The 22,548-nt window shown below is 70.7% G+C and carries 20 protein-coding genes; all 20 read left to right on the forward strand.

What is annotated here, in order from left to right; genetic code table 11:
- The first annotated feature begins 325 nt into the window (after positions 1 to 325).
- The 20 genes from thrB (at position 326) to ACFYWQ_RS09250 (ending at position 22,439) form a co-directional block, all read left to right on the forward strand.
- Complete coding sequence (thrB, locus tag ACFYWQ_RS09155) at positions 326 to 1,243, forward strand: homoserine kinase (RefSeq protein WP_389514204.1); 918 nt, start codon at positions 326 to 328, stop codon at positions 1,241 to 1,243.
- A 402-nt stretch (positions 1,244 to 1,645) separates the two neighbouring features.
- Positions 1,646 to 3,616 (forward strand): transcription termination factor Rho, encoded by a 1,971-nt coding sequence (rho, locus tag ACFYWQ_RS09160; protein ID WP_389514206.1) that lies wholly within the window; start codon positions 1,646 to 1,648, stop codon positions 3,614 to 3,616.
- Positions 3,617 to 3,857: 241 nt separating this feature from the next.
- Positions 3,858 to 5,714 carry a trypsin-like serine protease gene (locus ACFYWQ_RS09165; RefSeq protein WP_389514209.1) on the forward strand — a complete coding sequence of 619 codons (1,857 nt, stop codon included), beginning with the start codon at positions 3,858 to 3,860 and terminating at the stop codon, positions 5,712 to 5,714.
- A gap of 203 nt (positions 5,715 to 5,917) precedes the next feature.
- A complete protein-coding gene (locus ACFYWQ_RS09170) occupies positions 5,918 to 7,051 on the forward strand; it encodes an LCP family protein (RefSeq protein WP_389514210.1) in 1,134 nt (377 codons plus the stop codon).
- Positions 7,052 to 7,200: 149 nt separating this feature from the next.
- Positions 7,201 to 7,422: a 50S ribosomal protein L31 gene (gene rpmE / locus ACFYWQ_RS09175; protein ID WP_010040182.1), complete on the forward strand. Its 222-nt coding sequence runs from the start codon at positions 7,201 to 7,203 to the stop codon at positions 7,420 to 7,422.
- 120 nt (positions 7,423 to 7,542) lie between these two features.
- A complete protein-coding gene (prfA, locus tag ACFYWQ_RS09180) occupies positions 7,543 to 8,619 on the forward strand; it encodes a peptide chain release factor 1 (RefSeq protein ID WP_389514212.1) in 1,077 nt (358 codons plus the stop codon).
- A 40-nt stretch (positions 8,620 to 8,659) separates the two neighbouring features.
- Positions 8,660 to 9,505, forward strand: coding sequence for a peptide chain release factor N(5)-glutamine methyltransferase (prmC, locus tag ACFYWQ_RS09185; protein ID WP_385061671.1), 846 nt, complete (start codon positions 8,660 to 8,662; stop codon positions 9,503 to 9,505).
- 55 nt (positions 9,506 to 9,560) lie between these two features.
- Positions 9,561 to 10,208 carry an L-threonylcarbamoyladenylate synthase gene (locus tag ACFYWQ_RS09190; protein WP_385061669.1) on the forward strand — a complete coding sequence of 216 codons (648 nt, stop codon included), beginning with the start codon at positions 9,561 to 9,563 and terminating at the stop codon, positions 10,206 to 10,208.
- Positions 10,205 to 10,882 (forward strand): protein-tyrosine-phosphatase, encoded by a 678-nt coding sequence (locus ACFYWQ_RS09195; RefSeq protein WP_385061667.1) that lies wholly within the window; start codon positions 10,205 to 10,207, stop codon positions 10,880 to 10,882. The genes ACFYWQ_RS09190 and ACFYWQ_RS09195 overlap by 4 nt, the downstream gene beginning before the upstream one ends.
- Before the next feature lie 742 nt (positions 10,883 to 11,624).
- Positions 11,625 to 12,884 carry a serine hydroxymethyltransferase gene (gene glyA, locus ACFYWQ_RS09200; protein ID WP_389514215.1) on the forward strand — a complete coding sequence of 420 codons (1,260 nt, stop codon included), beginning with the start codon at positions 11,625 to 11,627 and terminating at the stop codon, positions 12,882 to 12,884.
- A gap of 127 nt (positions 12,885 to 13,011) precedes the next feature.
- Positions 13,012 to 14,370 carry an MraY family glycosyltransferase gene (locus ACFYWQ_RS09205; RefSeq protein WP_389514217.1) on the forward strand — a complete coding sequence of 453 codons (1,359 nt, stop codon included), beginning with the start codon at positions 13,012 to 13,014 and terminating at the stop codon, positions 14,368 to 14,370.
- A 301-nt stretch (positions 14,371 to 14,671) separates the two neighbouring features.
- Positions 14,672 to 15,118: a hypothetical protein gene (locus ACFYWQ_RS09210; protein WP_389514218.1), complete on the forward strand. Its 447-nt coding sequence runs from the start codon at positions 14,672 to 14,674 to the stop codon at positions 15,116 to 15,118.
- A gap of 210 nt (positions 15,119 to 15,328) precedes the next feature.
- Positions 15,329 to 16,168, forward strand: coding sequence for a F0F1 ATP synthase subunit A (atpB, locus tag ACFYWQ_RS09215; RefSeq protein WP_385061931.1), 840 nt, complete (start codon positions 15,329 to 15,331; stop codon positions 16,166 to 16,168).
- A 75-nt stretch (positions 16,169 to 16,243) separates the two neighbouring features.
- On the forward strand, positions 16,244 to 16,465 hold the full coding sequence (atpE, locus tag ACFYWQ_RS09220; RefSeq protein ID WP_004925497.1) for an ATP synthase F0 subunit C: 222 nt from the start codon (positions 16,244 to 16,246) through the stop codon (positions 16,463 to 16,465).
- A 42-nt stretch (positions 16,466 to 16,507) separates the two neighbouring features.
- Entirely contained in the window at positions 16,508 to 17,059 is a 552-nt protein-coding gene (locus ACFYWQ_RS09225; protein ID WP_389514221.1) for a F0F1 ATP synthase subunit B, read from the forward strand.
- Positions 17,056 to 17,871: a F0F1 ATP synthase subunit delta gene (locus ACFYWQ_RS09230; RefSeq protein WP_389514223.1), complete on the forward strand. Its 816-nt coding sequence runs from the start codon at positions 17,056 to 17,058 to the stop codon at positions 17,869 to 17,871. Before ACFYWQ_RS09225 ends, ACFYWQ_RS09230 begins: the two co-directional genes overlap by 4 nt.
- 119 nt (positions 17,872 to 17,990) lie before the next feature.
- Complete coding sequence (gene atpA / locus ACFYWQ_RS09235) at positions 17,991 to 19,580, forward strand: F0F1 ATP synthase subunit alpha (RefSeq protein WP_389514225.1); 1,590 nt, start codon at positions 17,991 to 17,993, stop codon at positions 19,578 to 19,580.
- A gap of 21 nt (positions 19,581 to 19,601) precedes the next feature.
- The gene (locus ACFYWQ_RS09240) at positions 19,602 to 20,519 is read left to right on the forward strand and encodes a F0F1 ATP synthase subunit gamma (protein WP_389514226.1); all 918 of its coding nucleotides are present in this window, start codon (positions 19,602 to 19,604) and stop codon (positions 20,517 to 20,519) included.
- Positions 20,519 to 21,955, forward strand: coding sequence for a F0F1 ATP synthase subunit beta (gene atpD / locus ACFYWQ_RS09245; RefSeq protein ID WP_389514227.1), 1,437 nt, complete (start codon positions 20,519 to 20,521; stop codon positions 21,953 to 21,955). Before ACFYWQ_RS09240 ends, atpD begins: the two co-directional genes overlap by 1 nt.
- A 109-nt stretch (positions 21,956 to 22,064) precedes the next feature.
- Entirely contained in the window at positions 22,065 to 22,439 is a 375-nt protein-coding gene (locus ACFYWQ_RS09250) for a F0F1 ATP synthase subunit epsilon (RefSeq protein WP_383778521.1), read from the forward strand.
- The last annotated feature ends 109 nt before the right edge of the window (positions 22,440 to 22,548 follow it).

Raw genomic sequence — 22,548 nt, forward strand, 5'->3', positions numbered from 1 at the left:
GCCCGCCTCGCCTGGCGAGTCGGGCCTGGGGAGCCGGGTCGGGCGAGTCGGGCCGGGGGGAGCCGGGCACCCTTCGGGGGCACCCCCGCCGGGGTGTCCTCGTCAGGGGTGCACGGGGGGCTTGCGACACGCATCGTGCGCCGCCTGTGCGCCCTATGTCGCCACAGAACCTTCCTTCGATAGGCTGTACCGAACCCGCCCCGCATATGCCCGTGCATAGCGCGCGGCCGGTGACGGGGCCGCGCCGCCGCGAACGGCCCGTGGGTCCTCGTACGTCATCGAATGTCATTCGACCATCACGCAGCTCAAGGAGAGTCAACGAGCGATGGCCGGTCCAGCGTTCCGCGCCGCCGCCGTCCGGGTGCGCGTCCCCGCCACCAGCGCCAATCTCGGTCCGGGCTTCGACGCCCTGGGCCTCGCGCTGGGGCTCTACGACGACGTCGTCGTCCGGGTGGCCGACTCCGGGCTGCACATCGACATCGCGGGTGAGGGCAGCGAGACGCTGCCGCGCGACGAGAAGCACCTCCTCGTCCGCTCCCTGCGCACCGCCTTCGACGCCCTGGGCGGCCAGCCGCGCGGCCTGGAGATCGTCTGCGCCAACCGCATCCCGCACGGCCGCGGCCTCGGCTCCTCCTCCGCCGCCATCTGCGCCGGCATCGTCGCCGCCCGCGCCGTGACCATAGGCGGCGAGCCCAAGCTCGACGACACCGCCCTGCTGGAGCTCGCCACCGAGATCGAGGGCCACCCCGACAACGTCGCGGCCTGTCTGCTCGGCGGCTTCACCCTCTCCTGGATGGAGGCGGGCGCCGCGCGGGCCATCAGGATGGAGCCCTCCGATTCCATCGTTCCGGTGGTTTTCGTGCCCGGTAAGCCGGTTCTGACCGAGACCGCCCGCGGTCTGCTCCCGCGCACCGTGCCGCACGTCGACGCCGCCACCAACGCGGGCCGCGCCGCCCTGCTCGTCGAGGCCCTGACCCGGCGCCCCGAGCTGCTGCTGCCCGCCACCGAGGACCGCCTCCACCAGGAGTACCGCGCGCCCGCCATGCCGGAGAGCGCGGCGCTGGTGGAGCGGCTGCGCGCCGACGGGATCCCCGCGGTGATCTCCGGCGCCGGCCCCACCGTGATGGCGCTGGCCGACGCGGGCACGGCCGACAAGGTCGAAGCCCTGGCCGGCGAGGACTGGGCCGCCAACCGGCTGAGCCTGGACCTGCGGGGCGCGAGCGTGCTCCCGCTGGCGCCCTGACACACGGTTGCCGGATTTCGAGAGGGGGAATGTTTGTTGGATCCGGTAGTGTTAACCTCAAGTCTGCACCCGACCCCACCATGGCGAGGTGCTTCGTGTCCCCGTCCGGGACAGACATTCTTCCGGGAGCTCCCCAAGCCGCACTGTGTTCCGTACGTCGTACCTGGGCAGTACGCCGTACAGCGACGCTGAGCGGTCTGCCGGGCACGCTCCGGAATCGGTGCGACCGCGCCACGTGACACAAGGTGTCACGGCTCGTCGAGGAAGCGCCATCACCAGAAATCTCTTCCGCCGCTTTGGCGGACCACCGCCCCGGCTTCGCCACAGCAAGGACCGAAGTCGGACAGCACAACCGGTCGCCGAGCCAGACAGGCCGACGTCCGCTCCAGGGAAGGACCCTTCGTGAGCGACACCACCGATCTGATGGGCGCACGTGTCGAGGAGACCGCTGCCGCGCCCGCCACGGACGCCTCCGCGCCTGCCACCGGTGCCGGCTCCCGGCGGCGCCGCGGTACCGGCCTCGAGGGCATGGTGCTGGCCGAGCTGCAGCAGGTCGCATCCGGCCTCGGCATCAGGGGCACCGCGCGCATGCGCAAGAGCCAGCTGATCGAGGTCATCAAGGAGGCGCAGGCTTCCGGTGGCGCCCCGGCCGCGAAGGCCGAAGCCCCCGCCGAGACCAAGCCGAAGCGCCGCGCCACCTCCAAGGCGCGCACGGGCGAGGACGCCGCCGAGAAGAAGGCGGACGCCGCCCCGGCAGAGGCCCCCGCCGAGAAGGCCGTGGCCCAGCAGCAGATCGAGATCCCCGGCCAGCCGGCCGGGGGGAACGACGCCCCCACCGAGCGCCGCCGTCGCCGCGCCACCGCCGAGGCGGGCAGCCCCGAGACCGTCACGGCCGAGGCGAAGAGCGCCCCCAAGGCCGAGACCCCCGTCCAGACCGAGCAGGCCGACGGCAAGACCGACGCCGACGGCGCCGAGGGCCGCCGCCGCGACCGCCGTGAGCGCGGCCGCGACCGCGACCGCCGCGGCAAGGGCGACGACCAGCAGGGCCAGGGCGGTCAGCGCCAGCAGCAGAGCCAGCAGCAGGGCGGCGGCCGCCAGGACCGCAACGCCGGTCCGCAGGACGACGACGACTTCGAGGGCGGCCGTCGGGGCCGTCGCGGCCGTTACCGCGACCGCCGTGGCCGCCGTGGCCGCGACGAGATCGGCGCCGCCGAGCCGCAGATCGCCGACGACGACGTCCTGATCCCCGTCGCGGGCATCCTGGACATCCTCGACAACTACGCCTTCATCCGTACGTCGGGCTACCTGCCGGGCCCCAACGACGTCTACGTCTCCCTCGCCCAGGTCCGCAAGAACGGCCTGCGCAAGGGCGACCACCTCACCGGCGCGGTCCGTCAGCCGAAGGAAGGCGAGCGGCGCGAGAAGTTCAACGCGCTGGTGCGCCTGGACTCCGTCAACGGCATGGCGCCCGAACACGGCCGCGGCCGACCGGAGTTCAACAAGCTCACCCCGCTCTACCCGCAGGACCGCCTCCGCCTGGAGACGGACCCGGGTGTGCTGACGACCCGGATCATCGACCTCGTGTCGCCGATCGGCAAGGGCCAGCGCGGTCTGATCGTGGCCCCGCCGAAGACCGGCAAGACCATGATCATGCAGGCGATCGCCAACGCGATCACCCACAACAACCCCGAGTGCCACCTGATGGTCGTCCTGGTCGACGAGCGTCCGGAAGAGGTCACCGACATGCAGCGGTCGGTCAAGGGCGAGGTCATCTCCTCGACCTTCGACCGCCCCGCCGAGGACCACACCACGGTCGCCGAGCTCGCCATCGAGCGTGCCAAGCGCCTGGTGGAGCTGGGCCACGACGTGGTCGTGCTGCTCGACTCGATCACCCGCCTGGGCCGCGCCTACAACCTGGCCGCGCCCGCCTCCGGCCGCATCCTGTCCGGTGGTGTCGACTCGACGGCCCTGTACCCGCCGAAGCGCTTCTTCGGTGCCGCGCGCAACATCGAGGACGGCGGCTCGCTGACCATCCTCGCCACCGCGCTCGTCGACACCGGGTCCCGCATGGACGAGGTGATTTTCGAGGAGTTCAAGGGCACCGGCAACATGGAGCTCAAGCTCGACCGGAAGCTCGCCGACAAGCGCATCTTCCCGGCGGTGGACGTCGACGCGTCCGGCACCCGCAAGGAGGAGATCCTGCTCGGCGCCGAGGAGCTCGGCATCGTCTGGAAGCTGCGCCGGGTGCTGCACGCGCTCGACCAGCAGCAGGCGATCGAGCTGCTGCTCGACAAGATGAAGCAGACGAAGTCGAACGTCGAGTTCCTGATGCAGATCCAGAAGACGACGCCCACGCCGGGCAACGGCGACTAGTCGCTCCGCTCGGAGAGCCGGAGAACCTCGGTCGTCGGGCAGCCGCGGGCCCGCCTGTGGCCGGTCGCGCCCACGCGGCGGAGCCGCACAGGCGATGCAGTCCCGCGCCCCTTAGGGGCGCGTCAGGGCCGTCCCCCTCGGGGGGCGGCCCTTTCGCTGTTCAGCGGCACGGTACGATCACGCCCTTCGGTCATGTATTCGACCGTGTACTCCGTGAACATCTGATCCCGAGGGGGGACTTGTGGGTACACCCACGCCCGGGGGCGGCCGGCACAGACGCCGGATACGGATCGCCCTGCCCGTCGCCGCGGCCACGGTCGCCGCCGCCGTCGCCGGCGCGCTGTTCCTGTCGTCCGCCCAGGCGGCCGAGGCACCGCCGGCGCCCGAGTACGGCACGCCGCTGTCGTCCGAGGCGCTCCAGGAGCTCGCGGCCGTCGCCGTCGCCGGTGACGACACCCCCGGAGAGACCTCCAAGACGTCCTTGAGCGCCGACAGCAGCGCGAGCAGCACCGAAAGCAGCACCGAGAGCAGCAGCAGCGAGAGCAGCACCGAGAGCAGCAGCGCCGGCAGCGTCGACGCGAAGATCATCGGCGGCAGCACGACGACCCTCACCACCGCGCCGTGGATGGCCCAGCTCTGGTACGGCGACGACCGGGGCACCACCAGCACCAGCGACGACATCGGCTTCTTCTGCGGCGGCGCGGTCGTCGCCCCGACGAAGATCCTCACCGCCGCGCACTGCGTCAAGGGCTACGACTGGCACGCCAACGGCTTCGTCGTCACCGGCACCACGCAGCTGATCTCCGCGGACGGCGACCTGCACGGCGGCACCGCCATGGGCGTCTGGCGCCAGTGGAACCACCCGTCGTACAGCGCGACGACCATCGACAACGACGTCGCCGTCCTGACGCTGCCCGCCCCGGTCAAGGCCACGCCGATCCGGATGACGACCAACCTGGACTCCGCGTCCTACACGGCGGGCACCACGGCCACGGTCTACGGCTGGGGCCGCACCAGCTCCGCCACCCAGGACATCTCCGAGACCCTGAAGGCCGCCGAGCTGCCGATCCAGTCCAACGCCGCCTGCACGGCCTACTACGGCGCCGACTACATCAAGGGCCACATGGTGTGCGCGGGCACGCCCGCCACCGGCAGCGACACCGGCACCACCTCCGCCTGCAACGGCGACTCCGGCGGCCCGCTCGTCGTCGACGACCGGATCGTCGGCGTCGTCTCCTGGGGCGTGAAGGACTGCGTCGAGAGCGGCGCCTACAGCGTCTTCGCCAAGATGTCCACGTACGTCATCCCGGTCTATCCGCGCGTCGACGACACCAACCTCAGCGGCGACCACCTGGCCGACCTGTGGGTGCGCAACTCCTCCGACAAGACCGGGTACGAGATCGACTCCAAGGGCACCTCGCTGGCCGCCCGCGAGTCCTGGGGCACCTGGAGCGGCTACAACCTCGTCCTCCAGACCGACCTCGACCGGGACGGCTACCAGGACCTGCTGCTGCGCCGCGCCTCCGACGGCGACGTCTTCTGGAAGCACTACGTGCCCTCCAGCGGCACCTGGGCCACCAAGCTGATCGGCGACAACTGGAAGACCCGCCGGACGATCGTCACCCCCGGTGACGTCACCGGCGACTACCTGCCGGACATGCTCGCCGTCGACGCCTCGGGCATCCTGTGGATCTACCCCGGCAAGGGCAACGGCGCCTTCTCCGCGCCCGTTAAGGTCGGCAGCGGCTGGAGCCAGTACGACGTCGTGCGCGGCCACGGCGACTTCACCAACGACGGCAAGACCGACCTGATCGCCCGCAACTCCAGCACCGGCGCGGTGTACCTGTACCCGGGCACCGGCACCGCCGGCACCACCGCGTTCGGCGCGCGGATCAAGGTGACGACCTGGAGCAAGACGACGTACAACGCCTTCGACGCCGTCGGCGACGTCAGCGGCGACGGCATCGCCGACTTCCTGGCCCGGACCCCCGCCGGCACGCTCTACCTGTACAAGGGCACCGGCAAGGCGAGCACCGCGGCCTTCGCCGCGCGGATCTCGCTCGGTACGTCGTTCAAGCAGTACGACCTCTTCGCCTGAGGTCGCCCGAGATCGCCTGAGGTCGCCCGACGTCGCGCCTGACGTCGCTCGGCGTCTCCCGATGGCGTCGCCCGGTGAGCGGGGTGCGCCCCGTCCCGCCGTCCGACCACGCTCCGCGCCCGGCCCCTCCAGGCCGGGCGCGGTCCGTTGTGCGCCCCCTCCCGACTTTCGCCCCCCGGCGGGGTGGGGTGACGATGGTGAGCATGCCCGCCGAGAGCACGCCGGAGCCCGGCACACCGGGCGGGACCGGCGCAACCGACCGGTCCGGCGGCGGTGGTCCGCGCCGGGGCGCGCGAGGCCGCCGCAGGGCGCTGACGGCCGCGGCATGGACGGCGGCGGGCATCGTCGCCCTCGGCGGCACCGGGACGGGCTACCTCTACGTCCGGCTCAACGGCAACATCGCCAGCGTCGACATCGACCGCCTGCTGGGCGCCGACCGCCCCGCCAAGGCCGACAACGGCTCCGAGAACATCCTCGTCCTCGGCTCGGACACCCGTTCCGGTCCCAACGGCGAGCTCGGCGGCGGCGCCGACGACGGCAGCGCCCGCTCCGACACGGCGATGATCGTCCACGTGTACGAGGGCCGCACGGAGGCCGGCGTGGTCTCCCTCCCGCGCGACACCCTCGTCGACCGCCCGGAGTGCACCGACGCCGAGGGCGTCACCCACCCCGCGGCGACGGACGTAATGCTCAACTCGGCGTACACCACCGGCGGCGCGGCCTGCGCGGTGAAGACCGTCGAGTCGCTCAGCGGTCTGCGCATGGACCACTACCTGGAGGTCGACTTCGCCGGCTTCCGCACGCTCGTCGACGAGCTCGGCGGGGTCGAGGTCACCACCACCCAGGACATCCGGGACCCCGGCAGCCACCTGGACCTGAAGGCCGGCACGCACCGGCTGGACGGCGAACGGGCCCTCGCCCTGGTCCGCACCCGGCACGGCGTCGGCGACGGCTCCGACCTCGGCCGCATCCAGCTCCAGCAGGCCTTCCTCAAGGCCCTGGCCGAGCAGGTCGGGAAGATCGGCCTGTTCACCGGCGGCACCCGGCTCTACGACCTCGCCGACACCGCCACCAAGACCCTCACCACCGACTCCGGCCTGGGCTCCCTCAGCGCCCTGATGTCCTTCGCGAACGGCCTCCGTGACATCGACGCCTCCCGTATGACGACGGTCACCCTGCCCGTCCGGTACGACCCGGCCGACCCCAACCGGGTCGTCGTCCAGGAGCGGCAGGCCCGGCAGGTCTGGGCGGCCCTCCGGGACGACCGGCCCGTCCCCGGGACGGCCACGCGGGGCACGGCCACCGGCGAGGCGCAGGAGGTGATGGGCTCCCCGTGAGGGGAGCCGGGACGCCCCGGGAATACACGACGGCCGCCCCCGGTTTTGGGGGATGGCGCCAGTCCTGGCAGACTGGTACGTCGGCTCCGGTTCACGCTGTCGCACCCCGCGACCGCGACCCGGCGCCCTCCCGAAACCTAGGAGACACCTTGAAGCGCGACATCCACCCCGCGTACGTCGAGACGCAGGTCAGCTGCACCTGCGGCGCGTCGTTCACCACCCGTAGCACCATCGAGTCCGGCGCGATCCGGGCCGACGTCTGCTCCGAGTGCCACCCGTTCTACACGGGCAAGCAGAAGATCCTCGACACCGGTGGCCGTGTGGCCCGCTTCGAGGCCCGCTTCGGCAAGGCCGCCGGCTCCAAGAAGTAGCGAGCCCCTGGGGCCGAAAGGCCCTGTCGCCGGTCCACGGCCGCGCCCCGCCCGGGGAGCGCCGGGACCGGCGTTTTTGGTCGCCCGCCTTCCCTTCCGTACGCAGCACAGGAGCCAGAGATGTTCGAGGCCGTCGAGGAACTCGTCGGTGAGCACGCCGACCTGGAGAAGAAGCTCGCCGACCCGTCGGTCTTCGCCGACCAGGCCAACGCGCGCAGGCTGAACAAGCGCTACGCCGAGCTCACCCCGATCGTCGCCACGTACCGCTCCTGGAAGCAGACCGGCGACGACATCGACACCGCGCGCGAGTTCGCCGCCGACGACCCGGACTTCGCCGCCGAGGTCAAGGTGCTGGAGAAGCAGCGCGAGGAGCTGACGGAGAAGCTGCGCCTGCTGCTGGTGCCGAGGGACCCGAGCGACGACAAGGACGTCATCCTGGAGATCAAGGCGGGCGCCGGCGGCGACGAGTCCGCGCTCTTCGCGGGCGACCTGCTGCGCATGTACCTGCGCTACGCCGAGCGCGTCGGCTGGAAGACCGAGATCATCGACGCCACCGAGTCCGAGCTGGGCGGCTACAAGGACGTCCAGGTCGCCGTGAAGACCAAGGGCGGCCAGGGCGCCACCGAGCCCGGCCAGGGCGTCTGGGCCCGGCTGAAGTACGAGGGCGGGGTGCACCGGGTGCAGCGCGTCCCGGCGACCGAGTCCCAGGGCCGGATCCACACCTCCGCCGCCGGTGTGCTCGTCACGCCCGAGGCCGAGGAGGTCGACGTCGAGATCAACGCCAACGACCTGCGCATCGACGTCTACCGCTCCTCCGGGCCCGGCGGCCAGTCCGTCAACACCACCGACTCCGCCGTGCGCATCACGCACATTCCCACCGGAGTCGTCGCCTCCTGCCAGAACGAGAAGAGCCAGTTGCAGAACAAGGAGCAGGCGATGCGTATCCTGCGCTCCAGGCTCCTCGCGGCGGCACAGGAGGAAGCGGAGCGGGAGGCCGCCGACGCCCGGCGCAGCCAGGTCCGCACCGTCGACCGCTCCGAGAAGATCCGCACCTACAACTTCCCGGAGAACCGCATCTCCGACCACCGGGTCGGCTTCAAGGCCTACAACCTGGACCAGGTCCTGGACGGCGACCTCGACGCGGTGATCCAGGCCTGCGTCGACGCGGACTCGGCGGCGAAGCTCGCCGCCGCGTAAGGCGCACGTACGCACGACGAGTACGACACGGAGGACTTGCGTGAACCTGCTGCTCGCGGAGGTGGCCCAGGCCACCCAGCGGCTGGCCGACGCCGGCGTGCCCTCGCCGCGCAACGACGCGGAGGAGCTCGCCGCGTTCGTGCACGGTGTGAAGCGCGGTGAACTCCACTCCGTGAAGGACTCCGACTTCGACGCCCGGTACTGGGAGGTCATCGCCCGGCGCGAGCAGCGCGAGCCGCTCCAGCACATCACCGGGCGGGCCTACTTCCGCTATCTGGAGCTCCAGGTCGGGCCGGGTGTCTTCGTGCCGCGGCCGGAGACCGAGTCCGTGGTCGGCTGGGCCATAGACGCCGTCCGGGCCATGGACGTCGTCGAGCCCTGCATCGTCGACCTGTGCAGCGGCTCCGGCGCCATCGCGCTGGCCCTCGCCCAGGAGGTGCCGCGCTCGCGCGTGCACGCCGTGGAGCTGTCCGAGGACGCCCTGGTGTGGACCCGCAAGAACGTGGAGGGGTCCAGGGTCGACCTGCGCCAGGGCGACGCCCTGACGGCCTTCCCGGACCTCGACGGCCAGGTCGACCTGGTCATCTCCAACCCGCCGTACATCCCGCTCACCGAATGGGAGTACGTCGCCCCCGAGGCGCGGGACTACGACCCCGACATGGCCCTGTTCTCCGGCGAGGACGGCCTCGACCTCATCCGCGGTCTGGAACGGACCGCACACCGGCTCCTGCGCCCCGGTGGCGTCGTCGTGATCGAGCACGCCGACACCCAGGGCGGCCAGGTGCCGTGGATCTTCACCGAGGAGCGGGGCTGGGCCGACGCGGCCGACCACCCCGACCTCAACAACCGCCCGCGCTTCGCGACGGCCCGCAAGGCACTGCCGTGAGCGCCACCCCGCATTCCCACCCCCAGCAGTACGTGCACGAGGAGGCCCGCTAGACATGGCTCGGCGATACGACACCAATGACGCGACCGACCGCGTGACGGGTCTGCGCGAGGCCGCGTCCGCCGTCCGCCGCGGCGAGCTGGTGGTCCTCCCCACCGACACGGTCTACGGCATCGGCGCCGACGCGTTCTCCAAGGAGGCCGTGGGCGACCTGCTCGAGGCCAAGGGCCGGGGCCGCAACATGCCCACGCCCGTCCTGATCGGCTCCCCGAACACGCTCCACGGTCTCGTGACCGACTTCTCGGAGCTGGCCTGGGAGCTGGTCGACGCCTTCTGGCCGGGCGCGCTCACCCTCGTCGCCCGGCACCAGCCGTCCCTCCAGTGGGACCTGGGCGACACCCGGGGCACGGTGGCGGTGCGCATGCCGCTGCACCCGGTCGCCATCGAGCTGCTGACCGAGGTCGGCCCCATGGCCGTCTCCTCGGCGAACCTCACGGGCCACCCCGCGCCGGAGAACTGCGACTCGGCCCAGGGGATGCTCGGCGACTCCGTCTCCGTCTACCTCGACGGCGGTCCCACCCCCGGCAACGTCCCGTCCTCCATCGTCGACGTCAGCGGCGACGTGCCCCTGCTGCTGCGCGCGGGCGCCATCGGCGAGGACGAGCTGCGGAAGGTCGTACCCGACCTCGAGGTGGCGAATTGACAGCCCCTGACGCGGGGCGTGGCATAGGCAGCGGAGTACGCGCTGCGGAAGAGACGACGACGTTCGGGTTCCCGCGCGACACCTTCCGCATCCTCCACGTCAGCACCGGCAACGTCTGCCGCTCGCCGATCACCGAGCGGCTGACCCGGCATTTCGTGTCGCAGCGGCTCGGGATCCTGGGCGGCGGGCTGATCGTGGAGAGCGCGGGCACCTGGGGCCACGAGGGCGCGCCCATGGAGGCCAACGCGGAGACCGTGCTGGCCGACTTCGGCGCCGACGCCTCCGGCTTCACCGGTCGCGAGCTCCTCGACGACCACGTCATCCGGGCCGACCTCGTCCTGACCGCCACCCGCGACCACCGCGCCCAGGTCATCTCCATGGGGCACTCGGCGGGGCTGCGCACCTTCACCCTGAAGGAGTTCACCCGTCTGGTGGACGCGATCGACCCGGCCACGCTGCCCCCGCTGGAGGACGGCGTGGTGATGCGCGCCCGCGCCCTGGTGCGCGCGGCGGCGGCACTGCGCGGCTGGCTGCTGGCGCCGACGGCGGAGGCGGACGAGGTGTACGACCCGTACGGGGCGCCGCTGCCGTTCTTCCGGTCGATCGGCGACGAGATACACCAGGCGCTGGACCCCGTCGTCACGGCGCTCACCGGGGTGCCGGCGCGGATGTAACCCCACCCGCCCGGCACCACCTCCGAGCGGCGCCCGCCTCGCCCGGCGCCTGCCTCGCCCGGCCCTGCTTCCGGGCGGCGCCCGCCTCGCCCGGCACTGTTTCCGGGCGGTGTCTGCCTCGCCCGGCACCGAGTCACAGGGGTGCCTGCCTCGTCCGGCACCGACTTCGAGCGGTGCCTGCCTCGCCCGGCACCGATTCCGAGCGGTGCCGAGTCCCAGCGGTGCCTGCCTCGTACGGCGCCCGGTCCTCCGGGGCCCGTCCTGCCTGTTTCCGCCCTGCGCGGGGCCCCGGCTCCTCCGGTGTCTGTCCTCCGTGTGCCAGCCTCGCGCGGTGCTCGGTCCCTCCGGTACCTGTCCCGTGTGTGCTCGCTCGCACGGCGCCCGGTTCCTACGGCACCCGTCCTGTCGGCGTCCGTCCCGCCCGGGTCCCGGTCCTCCGGTGCTCGCCCGGCCGGCGCGGCGCCGGCCCCGCGCGGCGCCGCACCCGGGCCCGGTCCTGCGGTGTCCGCTCGCGCGGCGCGAGGGCCGTCGGTGTCCGTCCGCGCGGCGCGAGGGCCGTCGGTGTCCGTCCCGGCCGGGCCCGGTGCCCGGTCCTCCGGCGCCCGGCCCCGGTGGCGCCCCTTCCAGGTCGGCCCGTGCGCCACGAGTTTCTTCCGGTCGCCGACACCGGGCGTGCCCGGCCTCCCCGGCCTACATTGGACCTACGCCACCGTCGCCGCCCCGGAGTCCAGCGGAGTCCACCATGCCGGTCACCCATGCCCCAGAGGCCGACGTCCTGCAACGGCAGGACCCCGAGCTCGCCGGGATCCTGCTCGGGGAGCGGGAGCGGCAGGCGTCGTCGCTGCAACTGATCGCCGCCGAGAACTTCACCTCGCCGGCCGTGCTGGCGGCCCTCGGCTCCCCCCTGGCCAACAAGTACGCCGAGGGCTACCCGGGGGCCCGGCACCACGGGGGCTGCGAGATCGTCGACGTGGCCGAGCGCCTCGCCGTGGAGCGGGCCAGAACGCTGTTCCACGCCGACCACGCCAACGTACAGGCCCACTCCGGGTCGTCGGCGGTGCTGGCCGCCTACGCCGCGCTGCTGCGCCCCGGGGACACCGTCCTCGCCCTCGGGCTGCCCGACGGCGGCCACCTCACGCACGGGGCCCGCACCAACTTCTCCGGCCGCTGGTTCGACTTCGTGCCCTACGGGGTGGACGCCGAGACCGGGCTGATCGACCACGAGCAGGTGCGGACGCTGGCCCGCAGCCACCGGCCCAAGGCGATCGTGTGCGGGTCCATCTCCTACCCCCGCCACATCGACCACGCCTTCTTCCGGGAGGTCGCCGACGAGGTCGGCGCCTACCTCATCGCCGACGCCGCCCACCCGATCGGGCTCGTCGCCGGGGGAGCGGCCCCCTCCCCGGTGCCGTACGCGGACGTCGTCTGCGCCACCACGCACAAGGTGCTGCGCGGGCCGCGCGGCGGGATGATCCTGTGCGGCGCGGAACTGGCGGAGCGGGTGGACCGGGCGGTGTTCCCCTTCACCCAGGGCGGGGCGCAGATGCACACGATCGCCGCGAAGGCGGTCGCGTTCGGCGAGGCGGCAACACCGGCGTTCGCCGCGTACGCCCATCAGGTGGTCGCCAACGCGAGGGTTCTCGCGGCCGGGATGGCGGCCGAGGGGTTCGCCGTCACCACCGGGGGGACCGACACCCACCTCGTCACCGCCGACCCGGCGCCCCTCGGCGCCGACGGACGCACCGCGCGGGGCCGGCTGGCGGCGGCCGGGATGGTGCTGGACTGCTGCGCCCTGCCGCACGGCGCGGCCGTCGGGGGCGCGGCCGCCGCCCGCGGCCTGCGGCTGGGCACGGCCGCGGTGACCACGCAGGGCATGGGCGAGGAGGAGATGACCCGGATCGCCAAGCTGATGGCGGGGGTGCTGCGGGACGACGTCGAGGTGAGGGCGGTGCGCGAGGAGGTGCGGGAACTGGCCCGGGCCTTCCCGCCGTATCCCGGCTGAACCGGGGTAGGCGCGCATCCGTACAGCCACCCGTGCAACCATCGTGGCTACCCGGAAGTCCCCAACCATATGCGGCCGTCGCTAGGGTGTGGGGCTGAGATGGCCGGCGAGACCTGTGGGGAAGCCCGTGCGTGAATACCTGCTGACGCTCTGCATCACGGCCGCGGTGACGTATCTGCTGACAGGGCCGGTACGGAAATTCGCGATCGTGGCCGGGGCGATGCCGGAGATCAGGGCCCGTGACGTGCACCGGGAACCCACTCCGCGGCTCGGCGGGATCGCCATGTTCTTCGGGCTGTGCACGGGCCTGCTGGTCGCCGACCACCTCACCAACCTCAACCAGGTCTTCGAGACGTCGAACGAGCCGCGCGCCCTGCTCTCCGGGGCGGCGCTGATCTGGCTGATCGGCGTCCTGGACGACAAGTTCGACATCGACGCCCTGATCAAGCTGGGCGCGCAGATGATCGCCGCCGGCGTCATGGTCATGCAGGGTCTGACGATCCTGTGGCTGCCGATCCCCGGCGTCGGCACGGTCGCGCTGACCCAGTGGCAGGGCACCCTGCTGACGGTGGCGCTGGTCGTCATCACCATCAACGCGGTCAACTTCGTCGACGGCCTGGACGGCCTGGCCGCCGGCATGGTGTGCATCGCCTCGGCGGCGTTCTTCATGTACGCCTACCGCATCTGGTACTCGTACGGCATCGAGGCCGCCGCCCCCGCGACCCTGTTCGCGGCGATCCTGATGGGCATGTGCCTGGGCTTCCTGCCGCACAACATGCACCCGGCGCGGATCTTCATGGGCGACTCCGGCTCGATGCTGATCGGGCTGGTCCTGGCCGCGGGCGCGATCTCCGTCACCGGACAGGTCGACCCGGACGTGATGAACCTGTTCTCCGGCTCGGAGCGCAACACCGTGCACCAGACGGTGCCCGTCTACATCCCGCTGCTGCTGCCGCTGACGATCATCGCGATCCCCGCCGCCGACCTGATCCTGGCCATCGTGCGCCGCACCTGGCGCGGCCAGTCGCCGTTCGCGGCGGACCGCGGGCACCTGCACCACCGGCTGCTGGAGATCGGCCACTCGCACAGCCGCTCGGTGCTGATCATGTACTTCTGGTCGGCGCTGATCGCGTTCGGAGCGCTGACCTACTCGGTCAACTCGGCGTCCATGTGGATCGTCCTGGGCGTCGTGATCCTCAGCGCGATCGGACTGGTGCTGCTCCTGCTGCCGCGCTTCACACCGCGCGCCCCGCGCTGGGCCGAGGCCTTCGTGCCGCCGCGCTACCGGCGCCGCAAGGTCCTGCCCGAGACGGCGGCGCCCGAGACGGCGGCGGCGGTCGTGGCCGAGGGGAACGGCCCGGCGGAGGAGGAGCCGGCCGAGGAGTCGGCGGAGCCGCGTACACCGGTCGCCGTCGGCGTCTCCGGGGTCAACGGGGCGACCGCCGTGGGACCTCGTTCGCGTCCCGCCCCACGCACTACAAGGTAAGAATCTGACGAGAGCATTGCCAAGTCGTGGGGAAGCCGCGGGGCGGCAAAGCGCCCTAATACCAGACAAGAGGGCGCTGTATCTGCACAGACGCGCACTGTCACTCTCATGTGTGACAGCAAGCACACCATCCAGGTAAAGACCTCATCAAATAGTTTGTGATACGGTTCACGAGAACCCGGGATAGAGCCGAAGGACCGTAGTGCGACGGTCCAAAGGTGTGAGGTCTTCACCCCCTCGGACCGGGACTACGCTCGTCCATGACGACACCCCTGCCCCCTTTGAAAGCGGAGTTGCCGCCATGCCGTCCAACGACGTCCGGATCCTGGCCCAGGCCGCCGTGCCCACGGCTGCCGTCGGCGCGATTGCCGCCGTCGTCAGCGGTGTGGTCGCGGGCGGCAAGGGAGCCGTGGGCGCCGTCGTCGCGACGGTGGTGGTCATCCTGTTCATGGGGCTCGGCCTCTACGTCCTGCAGCGCACTGCCACATCGCTTCCGCACCTCTTCCAGGCCATGGGACTGATGCTGTACGCGGCGCAGATCCTGCTGCTCTTCATCTTCCTGGCCGCGTTCAAGAACACGACGCTGTTCCACCCCCGGGCCTTCGCCGTCTCGCTCGTCGCCGGCACCCTCGTGTGGATCGCCGCGCAGACGCGGGCCCACATGAAGGCCAAGATCCTCTACGTCGAGCCCGACTCGACCGCCTCCATGAAGGGCGACCGGCCCGAGAAGTCGGGGCGCTCGTCGTGAGGGGTAGGGCCGGGATAAAGACGTCTGAGAGATCCTGCTATCGTCCGGTGCCAACTGCGGCATCGCGGGCGCGGGCATCCGAGCTGACGCCTGCTCATACGCGAGGCGAGATGCCCCCACGCCGCCCCCACATCCGTAACACCAGTCCCGTGCCGAATCGCGGCCGCACGCCGCGCCGACACAACGAGGTTGCCGTACCTATGCGCCACGATGAAGGAGCCCGCGGTGAGTGCTGACCCGACGCAGGTGCTCGCCTTCGAGACCGACTGCCACCTGTTCGACGGTTGTGGCTTCCCGGCTCCGGGCCTGCACTCGTTCCTGTTCGAGCCGCTCTGGGGCGACGCGGACGGCAACGGCCTGTACTTCAACAAGCCGATGCTGCTGGCCCTGCTCGGCTCCATCATCGTCGTGGGCTTCTTCTGGGCTGCGTTCGCCAAGCCCAAGGTCGTGCCGGGCAAGCTCCAGATGATCGCCGAGACGGGCTACGACTTCGTCCGCCGCGGCATCGTCTACGAGACGATCGGCAAGAAGGAGGGCGAGAAGTACGTCCCGCTCGCCGTCTCCCTGTTCTTCTTCATCTGGATGATGAACCTCTGGTCGATCATCCCGGTCGCCGCCTTCCCGGTGACGTCGATCATCGCGTACCCGGCGATCCTGGCCCTGATCGTCTACGTCACCTGGGTCTCCCTGACGTTCAAGCGGCACGGCTTCGTCGGCGCCTTCAAGAACTTCACCGGCTACGACAAGTCGCTGGGCCCGGTGCTCCCGCTCGCCATGACCATCGAGTTCTTCTCGAACCTGCTGGTCCGCCCGTTCACGCACGCGGTGCGACTCTTCGCGAACATGTTCGCCGGCCACACCCTGCTGCTGCTGTTCACGATCGCCAGCTGGTACATGCTGAACGGCATCGGCATCGCCTACTCCGCCGTCTCGTTCGTGATGGTCATCGTGATGACGGCCTTCGAGCTCTTCATCCAGGCTGTTCAGGCGTACGTCTTCGTCCTCCTGACCTGCACCTTCATTCAGGGCGCGCTCGCCGAGCACCACTGAGCACCCCTGCTTCGAACCCCCCTAGTCGTCCGGTGGCCAACCCCCACCGGTCCGTAAAGAGAAGGAAGAATCGGCATGTCCAACCTTGCTGCTGTCACCGGTGACCTCGGTTCCGTCGGTTACGGTCTTGCGGCCATCGGCCCCGGCGTCGGCGTTGGCATCATCTTCGGCAACGGCACCCAGGCCCTCGCCCGCCAGCCCGAGGCGGCCGGTCTAATCCGCGCCAACCAGATCCTCGGCTTCGCCTTCTGTGAGGCGCTGGCCCTCATCGGTCTCGTCATGCCGTTCGTCTACTAAGACGAGCCCTGACGACCGACCCTTTCGACGAAAGGCACTGATGTGACATCCGCCCTGGTTTTCCTGGCGGCTGAGGGTGAGAAGGAGAACCCCCTCATCCCGCCGTGGCCGGAAGTTGTCATCGGCCTCATCGCTTTCGTCATCGTCTTCGGCTTCCTCGCCAAGAAGCTCCTTCCGACCATCAACAAGGTCCTGGAAGAGCGTCGCGAGGCCATCGAGGGCGGTATCGAGAAGGCCGAGGCCGCGCAGACCGAGGCCCAGAGCGTCCTCGAGCAGTACAAGGCCCAGCTCGCCGAGGCCCGGCACGAGGCCGCGCGTCTGCGCCAGGAGGCGCAGGAGCAGGGCGCCACGCTCATCGCCGAGATGCGCGCGGAAGGCCAGCGGCAGCGCGAGGAGATCGTCGCCGCCGGTCACGCCCAGATCGAGGCCGACCGCAAGGCCGCCGCCTCCGCGCTGCGCCAGGACGTCGGCAAGCTGGCCACCGAGCTGGCCGGCAAGCTGGTCGGCGAGTCCCTCGAGGACCACGCCCGCCAGAGCCGCGTCATCGACCGCTTCCTCGACGAGCTCGAGGAGAAGGCCGAGGCGTCGCGATGAACGGAGCGAGCCGCGAGGCCCTGGCAGCCGCACGCGAGCGTCTCGACGCGCTGACGGACTCCACGTCCGTGGACGCGGCGCAGCTCGCCGCCGAGCTGGCGGCCGTCACCGCGCTGCTCGACCGCGAGGTGTCGCTGCGTCGGGTCCTGACCGACCCGGCGCAGGACGGCGAGGCCAAGGCCGGGCTGGCCCAGCGCCTGCTCGGTGGCCAGGTGAGCGGGACCACCGCCGACCTGGTGGCCGGCCTGGTGCGCTCCCGCTGGTCGCAGTCGCGCGACCTGGTGGACGCGCTGGAGCAGCTGGCGGACATCGCCGACCTCACCGCCGCGCAGAAGGCCGGCACGCTCGACGACGTCGAGGACGAGCTGTTCCGCTTCGGGCGGATCGTCTCCTCGAACACCGAGCTGCGCGCCGCGCTGACGAACCGGAAGGCCACCGCCTCGGCCAAGGGCGAGCTGCTGCGCAGCCTGCTCGGAGGCCGGGCCGACGCGGCCACCGAGCGTCTGGTGACGCGCCTCGTGACCGCGCCGCGAGGCCGTAGCCTGGAAGCGGGACTCGAGTCCCTGTCCAAGCTCGCCGCCGAGCGCCGGGACCGCGTCGTGGCCGTCGTCACCTCCGCGGTGCCGCTGAGCGACGGGCAGAAGCAGCGCCTCGGCGCCGCCCTGGCCAAGCTCTACGGCCGCCAGATGCACCTCAACCTCGACGTGGACCCCGAGGTCCTCGGCGGGATCCGGGTGCAGGTCGGCGACGAGGTGATCAACGGCTCCCTCGCGGACCGCATCGAGGACGCCGCCCGCCGCATGGCGAGCTAGCAGCAACTCAACACGCAGTAGTGCTTACGGCCCTGGTTGGGCCGTGCAGAGGATTCCTGGGGGTCGCCCCCAGACCCCCAAAGAAACTTCGGGCCCAACAAGGAGAGCAGGGAACCCAGATGGCGGAGCTCACGATCCGGCCGGAGGAGATCCGGGACGCGCTGGAGAACTTCGTCCAGTCGTACAAGCCGGACGCGGCCTCGCGCGAGGAGGTCGGTACGGTCACCCTTGCCGGCGACGGCATCGCGAAGGTCGAGGGTCTTCCCTCGGCCATGGCCAACGAACTGCTGAAGTTCGAGGACGGCACCCTCGGCCTCGCCCTCAACCTCGAGGAGCGCGAGATCGGTGCCATCGTCCTCGGTGAGTTCAGCGGCATCGAGGAGGGGCAGCCGGTCACCCGCACCGGCGAGGTGCTCTCCGTGGCCGTCGGCGAGGGCTACCTCGGCCGCGTCGTCGACCCGCTCGGCAACCCGATCGACGGCCTCGGCGAGATCGAGACGTCCGGTCGCCGCGCCCTCGAGCTGCAGGCCCCCACAGTCATGCAGCGCAAGTCGGTGCACGAGCCGATGGAGACCGGCTACAAGGCCGTCGACGCGATGACCCCGATCGGCCGTGGTCAGCGTCAGCTGATCATCGGTGACCGCCAGACCGGCAAGACCGCCCTGGCCGTCGACACGATCATCAACCAGCGCGACAACTGGCGCTCGGGCGACGTGAACAAGCAGGTTCGCTGCATCTACGTCGCCATCGGCCAGAAGGGCTCGACCATCGCGTCGGTCCGCCGCGCGCTGGAGGAGAACGGCGCGCTGGAGTACACGACCATCGTCGCCGCCCCGGCCTCCGACCCGGCCGGCTTCAAGTACCTCGCCCCGTACACCGGCTCGGCCATCGGCCAGCAGTGGATGTACGAGGGCAAGCACGTCCTGATCATCTTCGACGACCTGTCGAAGCAGGCCGACGCCTACCGCGCCGTGTCGCTGCTGCTGCGCCGCCCGCCGGGCCGCGAGGCCTACCCGGGTGACGTCTTCTACCTGCACTCCCGTCTGCTGGAGCGCTGCGCCAAGCTCTCCGACGACATGGGTGCCGGCTCGATGACCGGTCTGCCGATCGTCGAGACCAAGGCCAACGACGTCTCGGCGTTCATCCCGACCAACGTCATCTCCATCACCGACGGCCAGTGCTTCCTGGAGTCGGACCTGTTCAACGCCGGTCAGCGCCCCGCGCTGAACGTGGGTATCTCCGTCTCCCGAGTCGGTGGTTCCGCGCAGCACAAGGCGATGAAGCAGGTCTCCGGCCGTCTGCGCGTCGACCTCGCCCAGTTCCGTGAGCTGGAGGCGTTCGCCGCCTTCGGTTCCGACCTGGACGCCGCGTCGAAGGCGCAGCTGGAGCGCGGTCAGCGCATGGTCGAGCTGCTGAAGCAGGCCCAGTACCAGCCGATGTCGACCGAGGACCAGGTCGTCTCCGTGTGGGCCGGCACCACCGGCAAGATGGACGACGTCCCGGTCGCCGACATCCGCCGCTTCGAGAAGGAGCTGCTGGAGTACCTGCACCGCAGCGAGCAGGGCCTCATGACCTCCATCCGTGAGGGCGGCAAGCTGTCCGACGACACGCTGACGGCCGTGGCCGACGCGATCGCCGACTTCAAGAAGCAGTTCGAGACCTCGGACGGCAGGCTGCTCGGCGAGGACGCCGCGTCCGTCGCCAAGTGACGTAAGGAAGGGACCTGACTCATGGGAGCCCAGCTCCGGGTCTACAAGCGTCGCATCCGATCCGTCACCGCGACCAAGAAGATCACGAAGGCGATGGAGATGATCGCCGCCTCGCGCGTCGTCAAGGCGCAGCGCAAGGTGGCGGCCTCCACGCCCTACGCGACCGAGCTCACCCGCGCGGTCACGGCGGTCGGAACCGGCTCGAACACGAAGCACCCGCTGACCACGCAGGCCGAGAAGGTCACGCGGTCCGCGGTGCTGCTCCTGACGAGCGACCGTGGTCTCGCCGGCGCCTTCAACTCCAACGCCATCAAGGCCGCGGAGCAGCTGACGGCGGGCCTCGAGGCCGAGGGCAAGCAGGTCGACACCTACATCGTCGGCCGGCGCGGTCTCGCCCACTACAACTTCCGTGAGCGCAAGGTCGCGGAGTCGTGGACGGGCTTCACCGACGAGCCGACCTACGCGGACGCCAAGAAGGTCGCGGCCCCCCTGATCGAGGCCATCGAGAAGGAGACGGCCGAGGGCGGCGTGGACGAGATCCACATCGTCTTCACCGAGTTCGTGTCGATGATGACGCAGACGGCGCTCGGCGACCGTCTGCTGCCGCTCAGCCTCGAAGCGGTGGCCGAGGAGTCGACGGCGAAGGGCGAGATCCTTCCGCTGTACGACTTCGAGCCCTCGGCGGAGGACGTCCTCGACGCCCTGCTGCCGCGCTACGTGGAGAGCCGCGTCTACAACGCACTGCTCCAGTCGGCCGCCTCCAAGCACGCCGCCACGCGGCGCGCGATGAAGTCGGCCACCGACAACGCCGGAGAGCTCATCGAGACGCTCTCCCGGCTTGCCAACGCGGCCCGCCAGGCCGAAATCACCCAGGAAATCAGCGAGATCGTCGGTGGCGCGAGCGCCCTGGCCGACGCGACCGCGGGGAGTGACCGCTAATGACCACCACTGTTGAGACCGCGACGGCCACGGGCCGCGTCGCCCGGGTCATCGGCCCGGTCGTCGACGTGGAGTTCCCCGTCGACGCGATGCCGGACATCTACAACGCCCTCCACGTCGAGGTCGCCGACCCGGCGAACGCGGGCGAGAAGAAGACGCTGACCCTGGAGGTCGCCCAGCACCTGGGTGACGGCCTGGTCCGCACCATCTCCATGCAGCCCACCGACGGCCTGGTCCGCCAGGCCGCCGTCACCGACACCGGCACGGGCATCACCGTCCCGGTCGGCGACTTCACCAAGGGCAAGGTGTTCAACACCCTCGGCGAGGTGCTGAACGTCGACGAGTCCTACGAGGGCGAGCGCTGGTCCATCCACCGCAAGGCCCCGAACTTCGACGAGCTCGAGTCGAAGACCGAGATGTTCGAGACCGGCGTCAAGGTCATCGACCTTCTCACCCCGTACGTCAAGGGTGGAAAGATCGGTCTGTTCGGTGGTGCCGGCGTCGGCAAGACGGTGCTCATCCAGGAGATGATCTACCGCGTCGCCAACAACCACGACGGTGTCTCCGTGTTCGCCGGTGTCGGTGAGCGCACCCGTGAGGGCAACGACCTCATCGAGGAGATGTCGGACTCGGGCGTCATCGACAAGACCGCGCTGGTCTTCGGTCAGATGGACGAGCCCCCGGGCACCCGTCTGCGCGTCGCGCTGGCCGGCCTGACCATGGCCGAGTACTTCCGTGACGTCCAGAAGCAGGACGTGCTGTTCTTCATCGACAACATCTTCCGCTTCACGCAGGCCGGTTCCGAGGTGTCGACCCTGCTCGGCCGTATGCCCTCCGCGGTGGGCTACCAGCCCAACCTGGCCGACGAGATGGGTCTCCTCCAGGAGCGCATCACCTCGACCCGTGGTCACTCGATCACCTCGATGCAGGCGATCTACGTCCCCGCGGACGACCTGACCGACCCGGCCCCGGCCACCACGTTCGCCCACCTCGACGCGACGACGGTTCTCTCCCGTCCGATCTCCGAGAAGGGCATCTACCCGGCCGTGGACCCGCTGGACTCCACGTCCCGCATCCTGGACCCGCGCTACATCGCGCAGGAGCACTACGACGCCGCCATGCGCGTCAAGACGATCCTGCAGAAGTACAAGGACCTCCAGGACATCATCGCGATCCTCGGTATCGACGAGCTCGGCGAGGAGGACAAGCTCGTCGTCCACCGTGCCCGTCGCGTGGAGCGCTTCCTGTCCCAGAACACCCACGTCGCCAAGCAGTTCACCGGCGTGGACGGTTCGGACGTGCCGCTGGACGAGTCGATCGCCGCGTTCAACGCGATCTGCGACGGCGAGTACGACCACTTCCCGGAGCAGGCGTTCTTCATGTGCGGTGGTCTTGAGGACCTCAAGAACAACGCCAAGGAGCTGGGCGTCTCCTGAGCCCCGTGCTCGGTAGAGGGGGCGGGCGCGTCCCGCCCCCTCTCTCACGCCCACTAGACTTGTAACCAACACCCGGCAGACCCGCCGGGTGGTGACCCGAGGAGCCACCTTGGCTGCTGAGCTGCACGTCGCGCTGGTCGCGGCCGACCGAGAGGTCTGGTCCGGCGAGGCCACCCTGGTCGTCGCGCGCACCACGTCCGGCGACATCGGCGTCATGCCCGGTCACCAGCCGCTGCTCGGTGTGCTGGAGTCGGGCCCGGTGACCATCCGTACGAGTGAGGGTGGAACGGTCGTCGCCGCGGTGCACGGCGGTTTCATCTCGTTCGCGGACAACAAGCTGTCGCTGCTGGCCGAGATCGCCGAGCTGTCGGACGAGATCGACGTCCAGCGCGCGGAGCGGGAGCTCGAGCGTGCGAAGGCGGAGGGCGATGCCACCGCCGAGCGGCGCGCGGACGTACGACTGCGCGCGGCGGCGGCGAGCTGACCCAGCCCGCCGTGTGATGTCCCTCAGCCGCGGCCGGCACCGGAGCGATCCGGAGCCGGCCGCGGCTGAGGCAGATCTGGATGTTTTTTCCGTTCCGTTACCTATTTCG

The sequence above is a fragment of the Streptomyces sp. NPDC003247 genome (assembly GCF_042888135.1).
GTDB lineage: Bacteria > Actinomycetota > Actinomycetes > Streptomycetales > Streptomycetaceae > Streptomyces.

What these genes read in the sequence shown, in the direction of transcription:
- ACFYWQ_RS09230 (WP_389514223.1), top strand. Translation starts at nt 17,056, where the DNA reads ATGAACGGAGCGAGCCGCGAGGCCCTGGCAGCCGCACGCGAGCGTCTC.
- ACFYWQ_RS09240 (WP_389514226.1), top strand. Translation starts at nt 19,602, where the DNA reads ATGGGAGCCCAGCTCCGGGTCTACAAGCGTCGCATCCGATCCGTCACC.
- ACFYWQ_RS09170 (WP_389514210.1), top strand. Translation starts at nt 5,918, where the DNA reads ATGCCCGCCGAGAGCACGCCGGAGCCCGGCACACCGGGCGGGACCGGC.
- atpD (WP_389514227.1), top strand. Translation starts at nt 20,519, where the DNA reads ATGACCACCACTGTTGAGACCGCGACGGCCACGGGCCGCGTCGCCCGG.
- atpB (WP_385061931.1), top strand. Translation starts at nt 15,329, where the DNA reads ATGAAGGAGCCCGCGGTGAGTGCTGACCCGACGCAGGTGCTCGCCTTC.
- thrB (WP_389514204.1), top strand. Translation starts at nt 326, where the DNA reads ATGGCCGGTCCAGCGTTCCGCGCCGCCGCCGTCCGGGTGCGCGTCCCC.
- prfA (WP_389514212.1), top strand. Translation starts at nt 7,543, where the DNA reads ATGTTCGAGGCCGTCGAGGAACTCGTCGGTGAGCACGCCGACCTGGAG.
- atpA (WP_389514225.1), top strand. Translation starts at nt 17,991, where the DNA reads ATGGCGGAGCTCACGATCCGGCCGGAGGAGATCCGGGACGCGCTGGAG.
- ACFYWQ_RS09190 (WP_385061669.1), top strand. Translation starts at nt 9,561, where the DNA reads ATGGCTCGGCGATACGACACCAATGACGCGACCGACCGCGTGACGGGT.
- glyA (WP_389514215.1), top strand. Translation starts at nt 11,625, where the DNA reads ATGCCGGTCACCCATGCCCCAGAGGCCGACGTCCTGCAACGGCAGGAC.
- atpE (WP_004925497.1), top strand. Translation starts at nt 16,244, where the DNA reads ATGTCCAACCTTGCTGCTGTCACCGGTGACCTCGGTTCCGTCGGTTAC.
- ACFYWQ_RS09210 (WP_389514218.1), top strand. Translation starts at nt 14,672, where the DNA reads ATGCCGTCCAACGACGTCCGGATCCTGGCCCAGGCCGCCGTGCCCACG.